Here is a 15311-nt window from a genome sequence, read left to right on the forward strand (position 1 = left end):
CCGTCTGGTCAAAGAGCGGAGGAAATTCCGGCGTCCGCCGAGGATCGGACGGAGTCGAGGCCGTCCTCGCGACCGGCGGCGATCGCGTCGATGTGGCGTGCGAGTTCGAAGTCCTTGGCCGTGAGACGGCTTCCGGCATCGTGTGTGGTGATCACGAAACGGATCCGCTGCCAGGTGATGTGGATGTCGGGATGGTGACCGATCTCCCGGGCCTTGGCGGCCACATACATCGTCAGGTGCACGCACTCGTGATAGGTGCGCTTGAACGTGCGGGCAATGGCCTCGCCCTGGCGTTCCCATCCCGGCAGGTCGGCCAGATGGGCGGCGATCTCCTCTTCGGACAGCGACTGAGGGAGCATCCGTATTCTCCATCCCGGTATTTCAGGCGAACTGAGAGATGATCTCGGCCAGTTCCCGGCCGGGTGCCGTACCCGCCCATGCGCTCGCGAGGTGCGGAAGAGGTCAACGAGCGCCGTCGATGCAGGCCTCAAGCCGTGGAGTATGACGTGCGCCCTTCTTGACGTGACAGCCACAGGTGGATCAGCAGAGCGGCACCCCAGAGGAGGAACAGCGGATCCCACAGCCAGGCGTGACCCGCCATTGCCGTCCGGTCGTAATCACCGGAACCCAGCAGGCCGATCAGTACCGCATTGCTGATCAGAGCATTCATGCCGCCGTATAGGGCTAAGCCCGCGCCTCCAACCCAGCTCAGCGCTCGCCACAATCGGGGCGGGGTGAGTCTGCCATAGGCCACCGTGACCGGCGCGACGGAAGCCGCCGCTTTCACCAGCGCGATGACGCCCAGACCCGCCGCTGCGGCAACCGGTGACGAGCGTCGAAGATCAACCGCCCATTCGCCCACCGTGTCCAGGAGCCACTCGCCACCGACCGCCCAGTAGACGCTGAATCCCGCATGCAGCAGTCCGACTGCCGCGGCGATCCACACCCAGCGTTGCGATTGGCGCGCGGCCACAGCCACGCGGTCGCTTCCAACACTCTCTACTTCCGGTCCGTTGTGCTGGTCGGAACCACTTTCCCCCATGTCAACAGCCTTTCACGGGTTCGCTGTGCCGGAATAAGAGCAGTTCCGTCCCCCACGAGAGCGCCGCGAAGCGGCGCATGAAATCTAAGACCTGTCTCCAGGATGCCGTGATGCTTCGGCCCGGCCTCGGTGGCACGAGCGGCTGACTCCAATGTACGGAGATCGTCGCCGTCCTTGGGAGTGTGGACCTCGACGGCTTCGCCGAACAGTGCTTCCTCGCCGATTCCAAGGGCTCGTGAGAGCAGCATCGGGTACGGGTCGCGCGGGTGATGCTTGCCCACCTCCCAGTTCTTGATCGAACGAATGAGCGATGCCCTCTCCGGTATGCGAACGTCGATCTGGCCGGCGACCTCCGCCGGTTTCCTGGCCAGACCCTTCTGTGACCAGCCGAGTGGGCGTCGCTCACGCTTGAGCCGTACGGCCCAGATCGGAGGGTCTTCCATCGCAGGCACCTCGGGGGTCGGGGGCACTTCCCCCAGTTTCCCCCATTACCATCTGGCGTCGATCTCTTACTAATCGTTGTGATGGATCTGTCACGCAGAAAGGCGGACCCGTCCGGCGATGGCAACGACCGGCCGGATCCTTGATCAGAATGGTGGTCCTGACCCAATGAGTAGCTGTCGACGACTCTGCGGCGATGCACATAGCCGCAATTCAGACGGCCCGGAGGATTGGAAAACGGCCGACCTTTTTGGGGCGGCAAACTGCGGATCATTCATTTCATCGGCGGGGAGTGGCCGACTGTGGCCAGTCGGGAACTTGCCGTAAGTGGCCTATTTACATCGATTCGCCGACCAGTCACCATATGACCGTGGCCACACCCCGTCTCGTTGATCAGCGGCTGGCGCTGAAAAGGTCACCGAGGCTGTCGACCAATGCGATTTGGCACCCGATCGCACCAACACATGAGGAGAGGGTGTCCAGGCTGGAGAAATCATAGGAATTCTGCACGGCCGGCTATCCCAAATTGGTTATGGCATAACGCCACACCAGAAGGAATGACACCGTGAGAATGATGCGAAGATTACAGGCCGCCGCGTGCGTGGTGGCGGCCGGTGCGATGCTGGTGGCCGGGGTGGGGACGGCGTCCGCCGCACCCGGAGTCACCCCGGCGGACGTGACGCTGAACCTGGCCCCCGGCGGATCGACGACGATCGCCAAGACCGTGTCCACTCCGGCGGTCCCGCCCAAGCCGGATATCGCGTTCCTGATCGACACAACAGGGAGCATGGGCGGGGTCATCTCGAACGTGCAGACCAATGCGAACACCATCTTGTCCGACGTCGCCTCGGCGCAGCCGGACGCGCAGTTCGCGGTCGCCGAGTACAGGGACGTGTCGGCGGACTCGACGTCCTTCCGGGTGGCTCAGAACCTCACCGCCAACCAGACCGACGTCACCAACGGCCTCAACTCACTGGTCGCGATGGGCGGCGGCGACTACCCCGAGGACGGCATCAACGGTCTGTTCCAGGTCGCGTCCGGGGAGGTCGACTTCCGGCCGAACAGTTCCCGGATCGTGTTGCTGATCGGGGACGCCCCCAGCCATGACCCCAGCAACGGCCATACGCTGGCCGATGCGATCAGTGCCCTGCAGGCGGCCCACATCACTGTGCTCGCGCTCGACCTGTCCGGGCTGGACTCGACCGGGCAGGCGACCGCGATCACCGACGCCACGGGCGGACGGCTGTTCTCCGGCCTCAACCCCTCGGAGGTCAGCGACACCATCCTGGCGGCCCTGCACAACCTCCCGGTCACGGTCACCCACCGGCTGCGTGACTGCGATCCGAACCTGTCGGTGTCCCTGACCCCGGGCAGTCGGACGGTGACCAGCGGCGATGACGCCACCTTCACGGAGACCGTCTCCGTCGGGGCCGGAGCCGTACCGGGAAGCACCGTTACCTGCAAGGCGGACTTCCTGATCAACGGCGTCCTGTCACCGGGCTTCACTGAAACGATCACCGAACACGTCCCGAAGGCGACCCCGTCGATCGTCACGACGCCATCGGGCCCGGTGCCCGCTGGCGGGGACGTCTCTGATACGGCGACCCTGTCCGGCGGGTCCCACCCCACGGGCACCGTCACGTTCAAGCTGTACGGCCCTGGCGACACGGACTGCGCGACGCCCATCGCGACTCGTACCGGGACGGTGTCGGGCAGCGGCGCCGCCGAGTCGGGCAAGGTGACCATCGGCGCGGCCGGCACCTACCGGTGGGCCGCCACCTACAGCGGCGACGCCGGCAACAACTCCGTCACCTCGCCGTGCAGCGCCGAACAAGTCACCGTCACGCCGCAGCGGCTGACCGGACGGGCCTACGGCCTGACCGCCGGCGCCGCCCTGGCCGGCATCCAACTGGTCAAGATCGCACCCACCCCCGACACCGGCGACATCTCCACCACCTCGACCAGCACCACCTCGGTGCCCTGCACCGCCACCCTCAGCGGACTGATCAGCGCGCACGCCCTGTGCGCCAAGGTCGCCACCACCGAATTCCCCGGCGAATCCGTGGCAACCGCCTCCATCGACGACACCACCATCGGGATCACCGGCATCCCGGTGATCAGCGTCAAGACCATCAATTCCAGCTCCACCACCACCTGTGCCGGATCCAGCGGAACCACCACGATCGCCTTCCTCAAGGTCGGCAACACGGTGGTCATCGCAGAACCCACCAACATCCAACCCAACACCACGGTCAACGTCGGCGTCGTCAAGCTCGTCCTCAACGAACAGACCCCCTTCACCACCCCCGACAAGGGCCTGACCGTCAACGCCGTCCACGTCACCGTCGACGCCCTCGGCCTGGCCAAGACCAACGTGGTCCTGGCCTCCTCCGAAAGCGATATCGGCAACTGCCCATAACCCAACCCACCTGAACCGATCAACCCCGAGGCCGGGCGGAACACCATAGCTCCGCCCGGCCTCGGCCAGGATGGGCCAGGCCATCGCCCGGCAGGAGACCATCGCCCGGCAGGAGACCATCGCCGAGCAAGCAGGCGGACCCAGAGCAGGAGAACGCCACCGGGCAATGCGTGAGCACGCCGAGGTCTTCAGGATCCGGACGGCGTTCGCGCTGTTCGCGGTGGTGGTGATGCTCCCGTTTCCCGTTTCTGCGGACCGTCACACCGGCAGAACTCACCAGATCAGCGGGGAATGTGACCTAGATCACAAAAATTCGCGCGAATGCCGTAAACCTCGCATGGAACACGGGCGTCTTCTCTAATAGACGCGATTGTTCTGCTTTGAGAGGGCTGGGGGGTGCTCTTGGAGCGGAACGATCCCGTCTTTGTTCTCTGTCACGCCTGCTCGGGCTAGCCCGAGCAGGCGCACCAGAGACCGAAGCCGACTCTCGGTGACGCGCTGCGGCTGATCGACGGTGAGGTTGTTCGTCAGAGTGGGCATATGACGTCCGGCAGCCCCCGTGGCAGGCCGCGGCGCTCGTCCTCGCTGAGGTCACGTCCGAGAACGCCGCACAGGTGGGATTTCCACAGCCCGGGATCGAGCCGGAACAGATCCGCACGCTCTCCGGCCGCACGTCCTCCAGTCGCGTGATCTCCGTTTATATGCTCTCCGGGCGCGTAGCTCCTCAGCAGGACCTTGCCATCGTCAGTCGATGCCCAGAATTTCTGCTTGCCGGAGAATTCGTAGGAGGTCACGTCGACATCACCGTCGGCCACTCTCATGAAGCGCACAGAGTGCCCATTGGCCAGGAAGAATCCAGGGTTCCCCGAGCCGTCGTCTTCCAAGATGCCCGCCTTCCACGTAGTTGATTCCAGGGGTCCGAGGGAACCCAATATCCTCCGCGTCCGCCGGCGGTCCGCTACCGACCACAACTCGATCACGCCCCCTCGGGTCAGCACCATGGCGTAGCGGCCGCTGTGCTCGACCACCACGTTGAGCGCATCGGCCCCCAGGTGGATCCGCAGGTTCGGATTGTCCGTGAGGGTCGTCAGATGAATGGCACGCAGGGTGTGGTCGTCCACGTCCATGAGCTGCACATATCCTGGCTGGTAATGCCGCTGGACATAGAACTCCGTGGGGTCGGCCCCGTCGCTGAAAAGATCGTGAATGTCGAGTGGATCGGCCAGGCGACGGCCGTCACGGGCGTTCCAGCGTTCGATCACGCCACCGGAGACCGTCACCAGTTCCTCGTCGGTGAGAAAGAAGGAGCGCACCCGTTCTCGTTGCCCGTTCTTGTCGAGCGGGGGCATGCGGGTGGTGAACTCGGCCACCTTACGCAGGCGCGGAAGCTCGTAGACCGTGATCTTGTTGTGGTCGGCCACATCAGCCACCAGTGTCTCGGCACGGTTGACGGTCAGCAGCAGATCCGGGTCCGGGGGTGTGGCGGCGATGCGAACCTCGGCGAGCGTTCTTTTCCGGCCTTCGGTCTCCATGACCGCCAGCCGGTCAGCGGCCTCGTCATCGTCTTTTCCGATGCGGGCCAGCATGGTGCGACCTCGGCCGAGCAGCACCGGCGGGCTGTACACCCCCAATCCACTGTCGGGGAACATCTGCCAGCCGGTCACGCTGGCTCGGTCACGGTAGACCACGATGGGGGCGCTCGGCGTACCGAGGAGAGGGCCGGCCACGCCGCTGTAGCTGAGAACAGGCCCAATGAACTGTCGCGGGGGAGTGCCCGGCCGGGTGCCGAGGAGCACCCACCGGCCGATTCCCTCATCGATCGCGACGAGTTCGCCTGTCTGGTCGACGATGGGGCGTTGACACGGGCGATAGTCCTTCAGGGAGGTGTAGCGTGTCAGCTCCCGCCCGTCGGACACGCGGATGACCCGGTAGACGGCCTTCTCCGCATGGGGAGGTTTCCGGCAGACGGCCAGGACACGCCCGTCAGCCGATACCTCGGCTTCCGCTGAATAATCCTGCGCCGACACGCTGCGGCGATCTTCCAGTTCCCGCACGGCGCCGGAGCGGAGGTCGAGGGAGACCAGGGAGCTCCCGCCGGACTGCCGCGCGGCCACGAGCGTGTTCTCATCCGAGCCGAACCACACCTGCCGCAGGCCGGGGAAGCGCCCCGGCAGTTCCTGAAGTCGCTGTGTCGCCAGGTCCCACACCCGCAGCCGTCCATCGAACGTCACCATGGCGATCCGGTCGGCATTCGGCGAGAAGGCGACCATGCTGTATCTGCCGCCCAGTTCTCCCACGGTGTGTTTCTGGGGGGCGCCGCGCAGCAGATGCGCCGGCCCCACGACGATGTCGTGCGCCGTGTAGCGCACATCGTGCCAGACCATCGAGTCGGTCCCGTCCACCGCGTAGGCGATGCGCCGGCCGTCCCTGCCGATCAGTGGGAGGACCGCGTTGCCGTCAATGCCGAGATGCTTGCGCAGGACCCTGCCGCCGGCTTGGCGGACGAACAGTGTCGCGCGACCTCCCGTGGAGGAGGCCAGCATCACCGTGCCGTCGGCGCTCATCGCGGCGTCCAGAAGCGGCCCCTGAAAACCCGTCAGCATCCAGACGGCGTCCTTGAACTGGTCGAACCGCTGCAACAGCGCGTTTCTGGCCTCCTGCGTCGGCGCGATCTTGTACGCGGCGATGGCCGCCAGGGCTGCCAGCCCCGGGTCTTCCTCGGCCATTTCCGCCGCCGAGCTCGCCAGCACACGTGACTTGTTCTCATCCGCCCGCTCCGCACTGACCAGCATCTGGTTGACGAGAAAGGTGGCCAGGGCCACGATCAGTGCGGACACCATGGCCAGCGCGGTCCGCACCGCACGGGCGCGCCGTCGCAGCATCCGGCTCCGCCGACGAGCCAGGGCCAGGAACTCACGTTGCTCTTCGGCCAGCTCGCCCTCACGTCCGCCCAGCCATCGGTCGATGGCCTGCAGTTCTTCCCCGTCCGGCAGCAGGCTCGCGGACTGTTCACCATGCCGCCAGCGCCGCAGGTCATGTACCAGCTCCGCCTGTCCGGCCAGGAACTTTCCGTCCGCCTCCACCTGGTGCCGCAGCGCGGGCCAGGCCGTGATCAGCGCCTCATGGGCCAGCTCCGCGCTCTCCGGTTCGCCCGCGCCGCCGTACAGCACCAGCAGCCGCCGCTCGGCGAAAGCTTCCGTGAGCTCCCACTGCGTCTCGTCCACCTCATCGCGGGTGACCCTGCGACGCAGCGTGATCTGGCTGCCGGGCAGCATCCGCACCAGTTTGGTGAGCAGCCGCCGCGCTGCCTCCTCCTTCTCCGGTTTGCCGTGAACCCGGTTCTTCCAGACCTCCTCGGCGTGCAGTCGCAGCGCGCCGGACACGCCCCGCATCTTCTCGTAGGCGGCGTTTCGCAGGTAGCCGCCGTCCTGCTGCTCCCACAACTGTTGGAGGACGAAACCCAGCAGCGGGAGGATTCCCGGCTCACCGCCCGCATCGCGCAGGATGCGCCGGGCCAGCCCCGGTTCGTACGCCACGGCAAGCAGCTCGACGGGCTTTGTGATCACCTCTTCCAGCTGCTCGGAGGACATGGGGGCGAGCGGCGACGTCGTTCCGCCGAGCAACGCGGGCCCCAGCCGAGGATGTTTCAGAACCGCGTCCATCAGATCGGAGCGCAACGTGACCAGGATCCGTACTCCGCCGATCGGACGGCGCCGCGGGAACAGCAGGTCGGCGAGTTCGTCGATCTCGGTCTGGGTGTGGTTCAGGAGCGCTTCGGCCTGATCGAGGACGAGGAGGAGATCGCCGGACACCGTACCCCGGACGCGGTGGAGCGTGTCCGCGAGCCCCTTACCCGCAAGCCAGTCCTCGACCTGGTCGGCGCCGTCCGCACGTGCGGGCCCGTACCGCCCGGCCCGGATGGCCTCATACAGCTCGGTGGCCAGCGCGGACCGCACAGAGGAGATCTCCCCGGCGTTGAACGCCAGCACCTCATATCCGTCCGCCCGCATCCGAGGCACCACACCGGCCAGAGCCAGCGAGGACTTGCCACAACCCGAGGGTCCGTACACCGTCACGGTGCGCGCCCCGTACAACGCTGTGACGACATTGCCGATGTCCTCCTCCCGGCCGAAGAAGAGGTCGGCGTCGCCTTCCTCGTAGGGCTTCAGGCCACGGAAAGGAGAGGGCGGGCGGATGACGGGGCCGAGTCCGGGAATCTCCCGCACGATGGTCCTCGTGCGCAGCGCGTAGGCCTGCTGGGCGTCGCCCGCCGGCTGCGCGGCCACCAGCAGGCCGACCGCCGCGCTCAGCGCGTTGTGCCAGACGGGACTGCCGCTGAAACCGGGCTTTACGTGGGCGGCCTGTCCGTTGGCTCTCGACAGCTGCATCCAGCCCTCACCTGTCGCACCACTGACCCTGCCCTCGAACCAGATCCCGCCCGGCGCGTCATGGGGGAAACCCACCGCACGCACCTCACCGCCCTGCACGCTGTCGGGGTCGGCCACGGGGAGCGGGCGGGTGCCGGGGACGGGCTCCGACAGCCGGAGGACGGCGATGTCGCCGGTCCGCTCGGCCCTGATCGGCACCCAGTTCTCGACCAGGGCCGGCCACATCGGGCGTCCGTCAGCGCCCGCCGGGGGCTCGCACAGCGGAAACTCCACCATGACCGGTGTTCCCTCGGCCACGGGCTCCTGCCGGGGCGTTTCCAGCGCGTCCGACACCACGTGGGCGCAGGTCAGCACCAGATCCGGGGCGACGAGAAAGCCCGCGCCCCCCAGCGCGCCGTGCTGCCCCCTGACCTGGACGATCGCCGCGGCCATGGCTTCGTCCGCGCTGCCCGACCAGGTCCGTGCCGTCTCCGACATCAGGTCCCCTCCACACCTCAGGCCGGACCGAATCAACCCCCCGCTGGTCAATCGCCGGTCGTGTCGGGCCTCTCGCCGCGTTTCCACGTCAAGCTCACCGAGAAGTTGGCCGCGGTCGCCGTGCTCGCGATGACGACGTCCGCTTCGGCCGACAGCGAGACTCCGAACTCCAGCACGATCTCGTCCGGCGCGTTGACGAGCCCCTGAAACCGCGTGACGAAGCTTTCCGCCACGGGGCGGACGGTCTCCAGCATCCGCCCGAGCGACTGTTCGGCCCGCGCTATGGTGCGGCCGCCTCTGCCCACCCGGACGAGTGTTTCGTCCACTTCGCGGATCTGGACCCGGACGATCTCGTCGCTGCCGTCGCCTACCGGCACTTCCACCGTATGCACAAGACGATCACTCACAGCATCCTCCAGATGTCATAGCTCGCGGGTAACGGGTAAGGAGCGATGCCGTCAGACGCCGGAATCATAAACACGGTCAAGGCGGTGAGTCACGTAGTTCGCCAAAACGCAACCAACCCCATGAGGCACACCGATGGCCGCATCGCGGCAGCCGAGAAAGCACTCCAACGACCGGCCGGGCACCCGCAGGGTGCCCGGCCGGATCGATGAGACGGCTGGGAACGGGTCTACCCGCGGTACCCCGCGAAGATCTTGCTGAACTCGTACGGCTGCTGCTGGATGTTGGTGCACTTGAACAGCGGGCCGGTGCAGGCGTTGCGGTCCCGGACCAGCTCCCAGAAGCTGAGCATGCCCAGGTGCTTGCTCTGCGCGAAGGCCACCAACTGGCGGGCGTCGGCCTGGTCGAAGATCCGCTGGTCGTCGTTGGCGCCGATCATCGGGGTGACCCCGACCATGCGCCACAGCTGCGCGTCGCTGTAACCGGGGTAGAGCGACTTGACCTGGTTGAAGGTGGACTGGGCGGCCTGTACGGCGAAGTCGCCGTAGTCACCGTTGCGGTAGTAGTCCATCGCCATGACGTTGACCATGTCGAGGGCCACGCCGGCGTCGCGCGCGGACTTCACGATGTAGACGCCGTCGGCGGTGAGACCCTCGGGCAGCACCGGGAGCGTGAGCGACACCCGCAGACCGGGGTTCGCCTTCTGCAACTGGGCGAGCGCCTGCGAGCGGCGGTCCACCGACGCCCTGTCGGCCGCGGCCGCACCCTCGATGTCGAGGTCGATGTACTTGAGGTCGTACGCCGTGACGACGGCCTGGTACTCGGCCACCAGGCTGGACAGGCTGCCGCACCCCTGGGCCAGCTCTACGCCGGACGCGCCGCCGAAGGAGACCTTCACGTCGCCGCCGGCCGCGCGGATCGCGTCCACCTGGTCCTTGGCCCAGCCGGTACGCGGGTCGTAGGCGCCGAACCAGGAAGCCTTGCACGCGGCGCCGGTGACGAAGGCCATGGTGAAGCTGGAGACGTTCCCGCCGGCCGCCATCTCCGTCAGCGACGGCGTGGGCCAGGCGCCCATGTCGACGTACGGGGCGACCGGCATGCCGGCCGGCTGCGGCGGCGCCGTCGGAGTGGCGGACGGGGAGGGGCTCGGCGACCGTGTCGGGGTCGCGGACGGGGACGGGGACGGGCTTGGAGACCGTGTCGGGGTCGCGGAGGGGGAGGGGCTCGGCGACGGCGAGGGGGTCGATCCTCCCCCGCAGGGCGCACCGTTGAGCTTGCAGTTCAGCGGCTTGAACCCGCCGGGCGCGCCCATCAGGCCGAAGCCGGCCGAGGCGCCGGCGGCCAGCGGCCCGGCCCAGGAGGGCTTGGTGAAGGTGTAGTGACTGCCGCTCCTGGTCATCGTGGCGTCCCAGGCGGAGCTGATCGTGATGCCGGCGGGCGCGTCGAACTCGACGGTCCAGCTCGGCAGCGCGGCGGACCCGGCCGTGATCGTGTACTTGCCCTGGAAGCCGGAGCCCCAGTCGGAGTCGGTCGAGTAGGCGGCGGTCGCCGAGGTGGCGGCGGAGGCGGTCCCGAGGGCGAGCGGCGCAAGTAACGCGGCGCCCGCGAGCAGGGACCCCAGAAGCATCTTTCGCAACAGTAGCTCCAGGTAGGGGGTGTCCCGAAACTCATAGGAAAGTTTCCTATCAATTCTCTCCGGAGCTTACGTATTTCGACCGCCGGTGGTCAACGTGCGGGGCGCTCGACCACGGTAGCCGGGGCCTGACGGTGCGCCGTGGAAATGTCACCCGTGGCGGCTAGGGTCGCTCTCGCAGGATGGTGATCAAAGGAAGTCGGAGGTTTCGATGAGCGAGCCCAAGACCCATACCCTCGAGGTGCCCGGCGGCATTCTCCACTACGACGTGCGGGAGGCCGAGGCGACCACCGCGCCGACACTGCTGATGATCGGATCGCCGATGGACGCCAGCGGGTTCACCGCCCTGGCCGGGCACTTCCGGGATCGTACGGTCGTGACCTACGACCCGCGCGGGATCGGGCGGAGCGAGCGGACCGACGGCGCCGCCGAGTCGACGCCCGAGCTGCACGCCGACGACCTGCATCGACTGATCACCGCGCTCGGCGGCGGGCCGGTGGACATCTTCGCCAGCAGCGGGGGCGCCGTCAACGGGCTGGCGCTGGTGGCCCGGCATCCGGAGCAGGTGCGCACGCTCGTGGCGCACGAGCCCCCGGCCGCCCAGGCCCTGCCCGACCGGGAGCAGGCGCTCGCCGCGGTGGTCGACATCCGCCGGACTTATGAGCGGGACGGTTTGGGGCCGGCGATGGTGAAATTCATCGCCGTCACCGGCCTGCGGGGCGAGATCCCGGCCGATTTCGCCGATCGGCCCGTGCAGAGCCCGGCCGATTTCGGGCTGCCGACGGAAGACGACGGTTCCCGTGACGATCCGATGTTCGCGCAGAACCTTATGACCTGTACGCACTATGAGCACGACTTCGACGCACTGCGCGCCGCGCCGACCCGCATCGTCATCGGCGTCGGAGCCGAGTCGGAGGGGGAGATGGCCCACCGGGCGGGCGTGGCGGTCGCCGAACGGCTCGGCACGAAGCCCGTGACCTTTCCCAGCCACCACGGCGGTTTTCTCGACGGCGAGTTCGGCATGAAGGGCGACCCGGACGCCTTCGCCGTTACGCTGCGCCAGCTCCTGATCGAGTAGGGCCCAGGCCGCAAGGCCCGTGCGTAACCATGCGGTGCCGCCGATTGGCGATGGTCCGCGTGATCGCGTCACCATTCATGTTCTGTGACATGATCGCGCCCCATGAGATGGCGAGTGATGATGGCAGGCGTGCTCGGGGTTGCGGTCACACCGGTGCCCGCCGCCCAGGCGGCACCGGTTAGCGCGGCGGCTCCGGTTGACGTGGTGGCAACTGTGCAGCGCCTCAAGGCACAGGGCAGCTCGGTGAAGGTTTTCCAGCACACATCGGTGGATTGGCCGCACGACCCGCGAGGTGAGGACATGCCGCGCGGCTATTGCAGGGGTGGTGGGACCGGTGACCCCTGGATGACGGGTACGGCCCGGCTGGGCCGGGGCGGGGTGGTGGCCGCCGATATGAAGCGGTCGATGCGGTTCGGCAAGTGCACGCTGCAATTCCTGAGAGAGGACGCCGCCGCCGGCGACCGGCGGGCGGGTGACCTCGTCAAGCTCGATTCGGCGATCCACCGGGTGCGCAGCGTCGGGGGCGTGCTCTACGGTGCCGGTCCGGCCTACGGCGGCGAGTCGTGGGTGAAGATCGGCAAGCACTCCGGCGGCGCGGCACTGTACGGCGACCAGATCATCGACGTCTTCGACCTCGGGACGCTCAAGGCCCTGGTCGCCTCCGCAACGCACAACAAGCCGGGATCGGCGGTCCACGACGCAGACGATCGGGCGATCAAAAAGACGTGGTCCTACCGCGGCACGACGACGTTCGGCAAGCTGTTCGAGATGTCCAAGCCGTTCCGGACCATGCTCGGCGGGCGGCTCGACCCCCGGTTCAGGGGGATCACCGTCTTATGGGGGATCGCCACCGACCTGACCGGAAAGCCGATCGTGGTGCAGGCGGACTGGCGGCCCCGCGAGGGCCACCCGGCGGATGCCGTGAGCATCGCCACCCGGTTCAGCTGGGATGTGAAGGCCTCCATCACGGCGCCGCGTACCAACAGGACTGGACGGGATCCCTACGGGGACGACGTCATCGACCTGTACCGTTCCTGAGATCGTTGGCCGAGGGGCCACGGGGAGGGCGAAGCGCCGGGTGACGGCCCGGAACGTCCCCTTACCATCGCCGTCCCGTCGTGACTACGGTGGGCACGTTCCATTGCGAAATAATGGCGTGTCCGCCACGGGCATCGGATGTCCCGACCGAGGCGGTTCCGCGCCAGCGTGGGCGCGGAGAAGAAGCGGGTGCGCGCGCTCATCACCGCCACCCGCGGCGAGGGGGACGGTCGCCGAGCGTTACCGGCTGACGAGGTTGATCGCGAGCGGCGGTATGGGCGTCGTCTGGGAGGGCTCCGACCTGCGGCTGAACCGTACCGTCGCGATCAAGCTGACCAAGCAGGACGAGCTGGCGGGATCCCGGCGGGAGGCGTTCGCCGCACGCGATCTGATGACGGAGATCGACCGCAGCCGTCGCGAGGACCCGCCCGCCCTGGAGCGGCCGGACGCCCCCGCGGAGTTGGAGGAGATGACGTTCCGGCTGCTCGCCAAGTCACCGGACCAGCGGCCCGCCAGTGCCTTCTCGGTCTTCGAGACCCTGATCGCGGTGGTACGGAAGGTCCCGCCGCTGCCCGGCCTGGTCGACGCCGATCTGTCCGCCGACCCCGTGCACATGTACGCCCGGGTTCTTTCCGCGAGCCGGTAAGTCGGTAAGTCGGTAAGCCCGGCAGCTGAATCTCACACCACGCGCACAGACATTCACGCCAAGGTCGGCTTGACTGCTCTCCTATCATGCGAGTTGAGGAAGGGACGCCTGGCATTGCGACCATCCCGGCCGCGCGGGACTTCGGCCGGCGAGATGTCTTCGTGGGCGGGACGAGAACGCGGCGAGGTGCCGTCGGGGCCGCGCGACCTCTGGGAGGCGGACATGCCCGCCCAACCGCTGCCGCTCGCCACGCATGAGCTGTTCCACACCGGTGACCTCGATGAAGCCCGCGCGCTGGTGGGAGATGCCTTCGCTCCCCACGAGCTGTGCCTTGGCAGGCATCAGACTCGGTTCGACGCCCGGATGAACGGGGCGGCCTTCGATCGGACCGGCCTGTACGCCGTCGACTACGGAGGGGAGGCACTGGTCACGGCACCCGCGTGGGAGAGCTGTTTCCTTGTGACGCTCCCGCTGACCGGAGCCGTTGAGGTGTCCCGTGGCCGGGAGCAGGTCATGACCACACCCGAGTTCGGCTCCGTGCTGACGCCGACGGAGCGTCTGTCGATGCGTTGGATGACCGGGGCGCCGCATCTCGTCGCGTTGTTCGACCGCTGGGCGCTCGAAGCCCACCTCGGCGGCATGCTGGGGCGTGAGCTGCACAGGCCGATCCGGTTCTCGCTGGGCATGGATCTGACCCGGCCCCTCGCCCGGTCCTGGCTGTCGATCATCGACCTGCTGCGGCGGGAGGCGGAAACCGATGGCGACCTGCTGAGCCGGCCGCTCGCCCTCGGACACCTGGAGGGGCTGCTCATGACGCAGTTGCTTCTGACCCAGCCCAGCAACTACACCCCGGCCCTGTCCGTGGAGCCGCCATGCGCGGCGCCGGTGGCCGTGAAGCGGGCCATGGAACTGATCGAGGCGCAGGCGGCCGAACCCCTCACCGTGACGGACATCGCCGAGACCGCCGGAGTGGGCGTACGGGCCCTGCAGGCAGGGTTCCGACGGCATGTGGAGAGCACGCCCACGGCCTACCTGCGGGACGTACGGCTGGAACGCGCGCGAGCCGAGTTGACCGGCCATGGCCCGGGCACCGCGACCATCGCCGATGTCGCCCGCCGCTGGGGGTTCGTCCACCTCGGCCAGTTCTCCCGCGCCTACCGGGAGCGTTTCGGAGAGGCCCCCTCGGAAACGCTGCGCCGCTGACCTCAGCCCGCATGCCGGCGTCCGCCTCCCGCTGAGCGGCGCCGGCCGGGTCCCGATGCCGCGACCACCGATAGGGTTCGGGTCGTGAACGCCACGGGAACCCAGATGAGCGGCGATCGGCTGCTCAACGTAGACCTCTTCGCCGGTCCGCTCCTGGATGACGAGCCGTCCGACGCGGAGCCGCGGACCGTCACCACTCCGATGACCGCGTTCAAGGACATCGAGGTCGGAGTCTGGGACATCGCCCGGGGGACCGCGACGGACACGGAGGTCGACGAGATCTTCCTGATCCTGGCGGGCGCCGGCCGGGTCACCTTCGAGGACGGTTCGTCCATCGACCTCCGCCCGGGAGTTCTCGTACAGCTCATGGCCGGAGACCGGACGACCTGGGTCATCGACGAACCCCTCCGCAAGCTCTACCTCGCCTGACGCCTGACGCCTGACGGAGTGCAGAGAATGGCCGTGATCTTGCGAATGCTACACGATCATGGCGGTCACCAGGGAAAACATCTTTCGTGATCTTGCAAAAACTCGCATGCAT

Annotated in this window: 12 protein-coding genes; 6 read left to right on the plus strand and 6 right to left on the minus strand. The window is 67.6% G+C overall.

Annotated features, from left to right (window positions below; genetic code table 11):
- Nucleotides 1-8: 8 nt before the first annotated feature.
- The 3 genes from ACFHYQ_RS26650 to ACFHYQ_RS26660 all read right to left on the minus strand — a co-directional run bounded on the left by ACFHYQ_RS26650 (nt 9) and on the right by ACFHYQ_RS26660 (nt 1485).
- Nucleotides 9-359: a 4a-hydroxytetrahydrobiopterin dehydratase gene (locus ACFHYQ_RS26650; RefSeq protein WP_394303888.1), complete on the minus strand. Its 351-nt coding sequence runs from the start codon at nt 357-359 to the stop codon at nt 9-11.
- A 128-nt stretch (nt 360-487) separates the two neighbouring features.
- The gene (locus ACFHYQ_RS26655) at nt 488-979 is read right to left on the minus strand and encodes a DUF3995 domain-containing protein (protein ID WP_394303889.1); all 492 of its coding nucleotides are present in this window, start codon (nt 977-979) and stop codon (nt 488-490) included.
- A gap of 20 nt (nt 980-999) precedes the next feature.
- The gene (locus ACFHYQ_RS26660; RefSeq protein ID WP_394303890.1) at nt 1000-1485 is read right to left on the minus strand and encodes a hypothetical protein; all 486 of its coding nucleotides are present in this window, start codon (nt 1483-1485) and stop codon (nt 1000-1002) included.
- A gap of 569 nt (nt 1486-2054) precedes the next feature.
- On the opposite strand from ACFHYQ_RS26660, the gene ACFHYQ_RS26665 reads away from it, so the two are divergent.
- The gene (locus ACFHYQ_RS26665; RefSeq protein WP_394303990.1) at nt 2055-3902 is read left to right on the plus strand and encodes a choice-of-anchor P domain-containing protein; all 1848 of its coding nucleotides are present in this window, start codon (nt 2055-2057) and stop codon (nt 3900-3902) included.
- Between the two features lie 527 nt (nt 3903-4429).
- Here the strand turns inward: ACFHYQ_RS26665 and ACFHYQ_RS26670 are convergent.
- The 3 genes from ACFHYQ_RS26670 to ACFHYQ_RS26680 all read right to left on the minus strand — a co-directional run bounded on the left by ACFHYQ_RS26670 (nt 4430) and on the right by ACFHYQ_RS26680 (nt 10799).
- Entirely contained in the window at nt 4430-8767 is a 4338-nt protein-coding gene (locus ACFHYQ_RS26670) for an nSTAND1 domain-containing NTPase (RefSeq protein ID WP_394303891.1), read from the minus strand.
- Between the two features lie 47 nt (nt 8768-8814).
- The gene (locus ACFHYQ_RS26675; protein ID WP_394303892.1) at nt 8815-9174 is read right to left on the minus strand and encodes a CU044_2847 family protein; all 360 of its coding nucleotides are present in this window, start codon (nt 9172-9174) and stop codon (nt 8815-8817) included.
- Between the two features lie 227 nt (nt 9175-9401).
- Nucleotides 9402-10799: a glycoside hydrolase family 18 protein gene (locus ACFHYQ_RS26680; protein ID WP_394303893.1), complete on the minus strand. Its 1398-nt coding sequence runs from the start codon at nt 10797-10799 to the stop codon at nt 9402-9404.
- Between the two features lie 217 nt (nt 10800-11016).
- On the opposite strand from ACFHYQ_RS26680, the gene ACFHYQ_RS26685 reads away from it, so the two are divergent.
- The 5 genes from ACFHYQ_RS26685 to ACFHYQ_RS26705 all read left to right on the plus strand — a co-directional run bounded on the left by ACFHYQ_RS26685 (nt 11017) and on the right by ACFHYQ_RS26705 (nt 15199).
- Nucleotides 11017-11883, plus strand: coding sequence for an alpha/beta fold hydrolase (locus tag ACFHYQ_RS26685; protein WP_394303894.1), 867 nt, complete (start codon nt 11017-11019; stop codon nt 11881-11883).
- A gap of 102 nt (nt 11884-11985) precedes the next feature.
- Nucleotides 11986-12921, plus strand: coding sequence for a hypothetical protein (locus tag ACFHYQ_RS26690; RefSeq protein ID WP_394303895.1), 936 nt, complete (start codon nt 11986-11988; stop codon nt 12919-12921).
- A gap of 274 nt (nt 12922-13195) precedes the next feature.
- Nucleotides 13196-13567 carry a hypothetical protein gene (locus tag ACFHYQ_RS26695; protein ID WP_394303896.1) on the plus strand — a complete coding sequence of 124 codons (372 nt, stop codon included), beginning with the start codon at nt 13196-13198 and terminating at the stop codon, nt 13565-13567.
- A 222-nt stretch (nt 13568-13789) separates the two neighbouring features.
- On the plus strand, nt 13790-14770 hold the full coding sequence (locus ACFHYQ_RS26700) for an AraC family transcriptional regulator (RefSeq protein WP_394303897.1): 981 nt from the start codon (nt 13790-13792) through the stop codon (nt 14768-14770).
- An 84-nt stretch (nt 14771-14854) separates the two neighbouring features.
- Nucleotides 14855-15199: a cupin domain-containing protein gene (locus tag ACFHYQ_RS26705; protein ID WP_394303898.1), complete on the plus strand. Its 345-nt coding sequence runs from the start codon at nt 14855-14857 to the stop codon at nt 15197-15199.
- Nucleotides 15200-15311 lie beyond the last annotated feature (112 nt).

Origin of the sequence: Sphaerimonospora cavernae (assembly GCF_042435035.1) — a bacterium.
Taxonomy (GTDB): Bacteria; Actinomycetota; Actinomycetes; order Streptosporangiales; family Streptosporangiaceae; genus Sphaerimonospora; species Sphaerimonospora cavernae.

What these genes read in the sequence shown, in the direction of transcription:
- ACFHYQ_RS26650 (WP_394303888.1), bottom strand. Translation starts at nt 359, where the DNA reads ATGCTCCCTCAGTCGCTGTCCGAAGAGGAGATCGCCGCCCATCTGGCC.
- ACFHYQ_RS26670 (WP_394303891.1), bottom strand. Translation starts at nt 8,767, where the DNA reads ATGTCGGAGACGGCACGGACCTGGTCGGGCAGCGCGGACGAAGCCATG.
- ACFHYQ_RS26665 (WP_394303990.1), top strand. Translation starts at nt 2,055, where the DNA reads ATGATGCGAAGATTACAGGCCGCCGCGTGCGTGGTGGCGGCCGGTGCG.
- ACFHYQ_RS26685 (WP_394303894.1), top strand. Translation starts at nt 11,017, where the DNA reads ATGAGCGAGCCCAAGACCCATACCCTCGAGGTGCCCGGCGGCATTCTC.
- ACFHYQ_RS26660 (WP_394303890.1), bottom strand. Translation starts at nt 1,485, where the DNA reads ATGGAAGACCCTCCGATCTGGGCCGTACGGCTCAAGCGTGAGCGACGC.
- ACFHYQ_RS26695 (WP_394303896.1), top strand. Translation starts at nt 13,196, where the DNA reads ATGGGCGTCGTCTGGGAGGGCTCCGACCTGCGGCTGAACCGTACCGTC.
- ACFHYQ_RS26700 (WP_394303897.1), top strand. Translation starts at nt 13,790, where the DNA reads ATGCCCGCCCAACCGCTGCCGCTCGCCACGCATGAGCTGTTCCACACC.
- ACFHYQ_RS26690 (WP_394303895.1), top strand. Translation starts at nt 11,986, where the DNA reads ATGAGATGGCGAGTGATGATGGCAGGCGTGCTCGGGGTTGCGGTCACA.
- ACFHYQ_RS26680 (WP_394303893.1), bottom strand. Translation starts at nt 10,799, where the DNA reads ATGCTTCTGGGGTCCCTGCTCGCGGGCGCCGCGTTACTTGCGCCGCTC.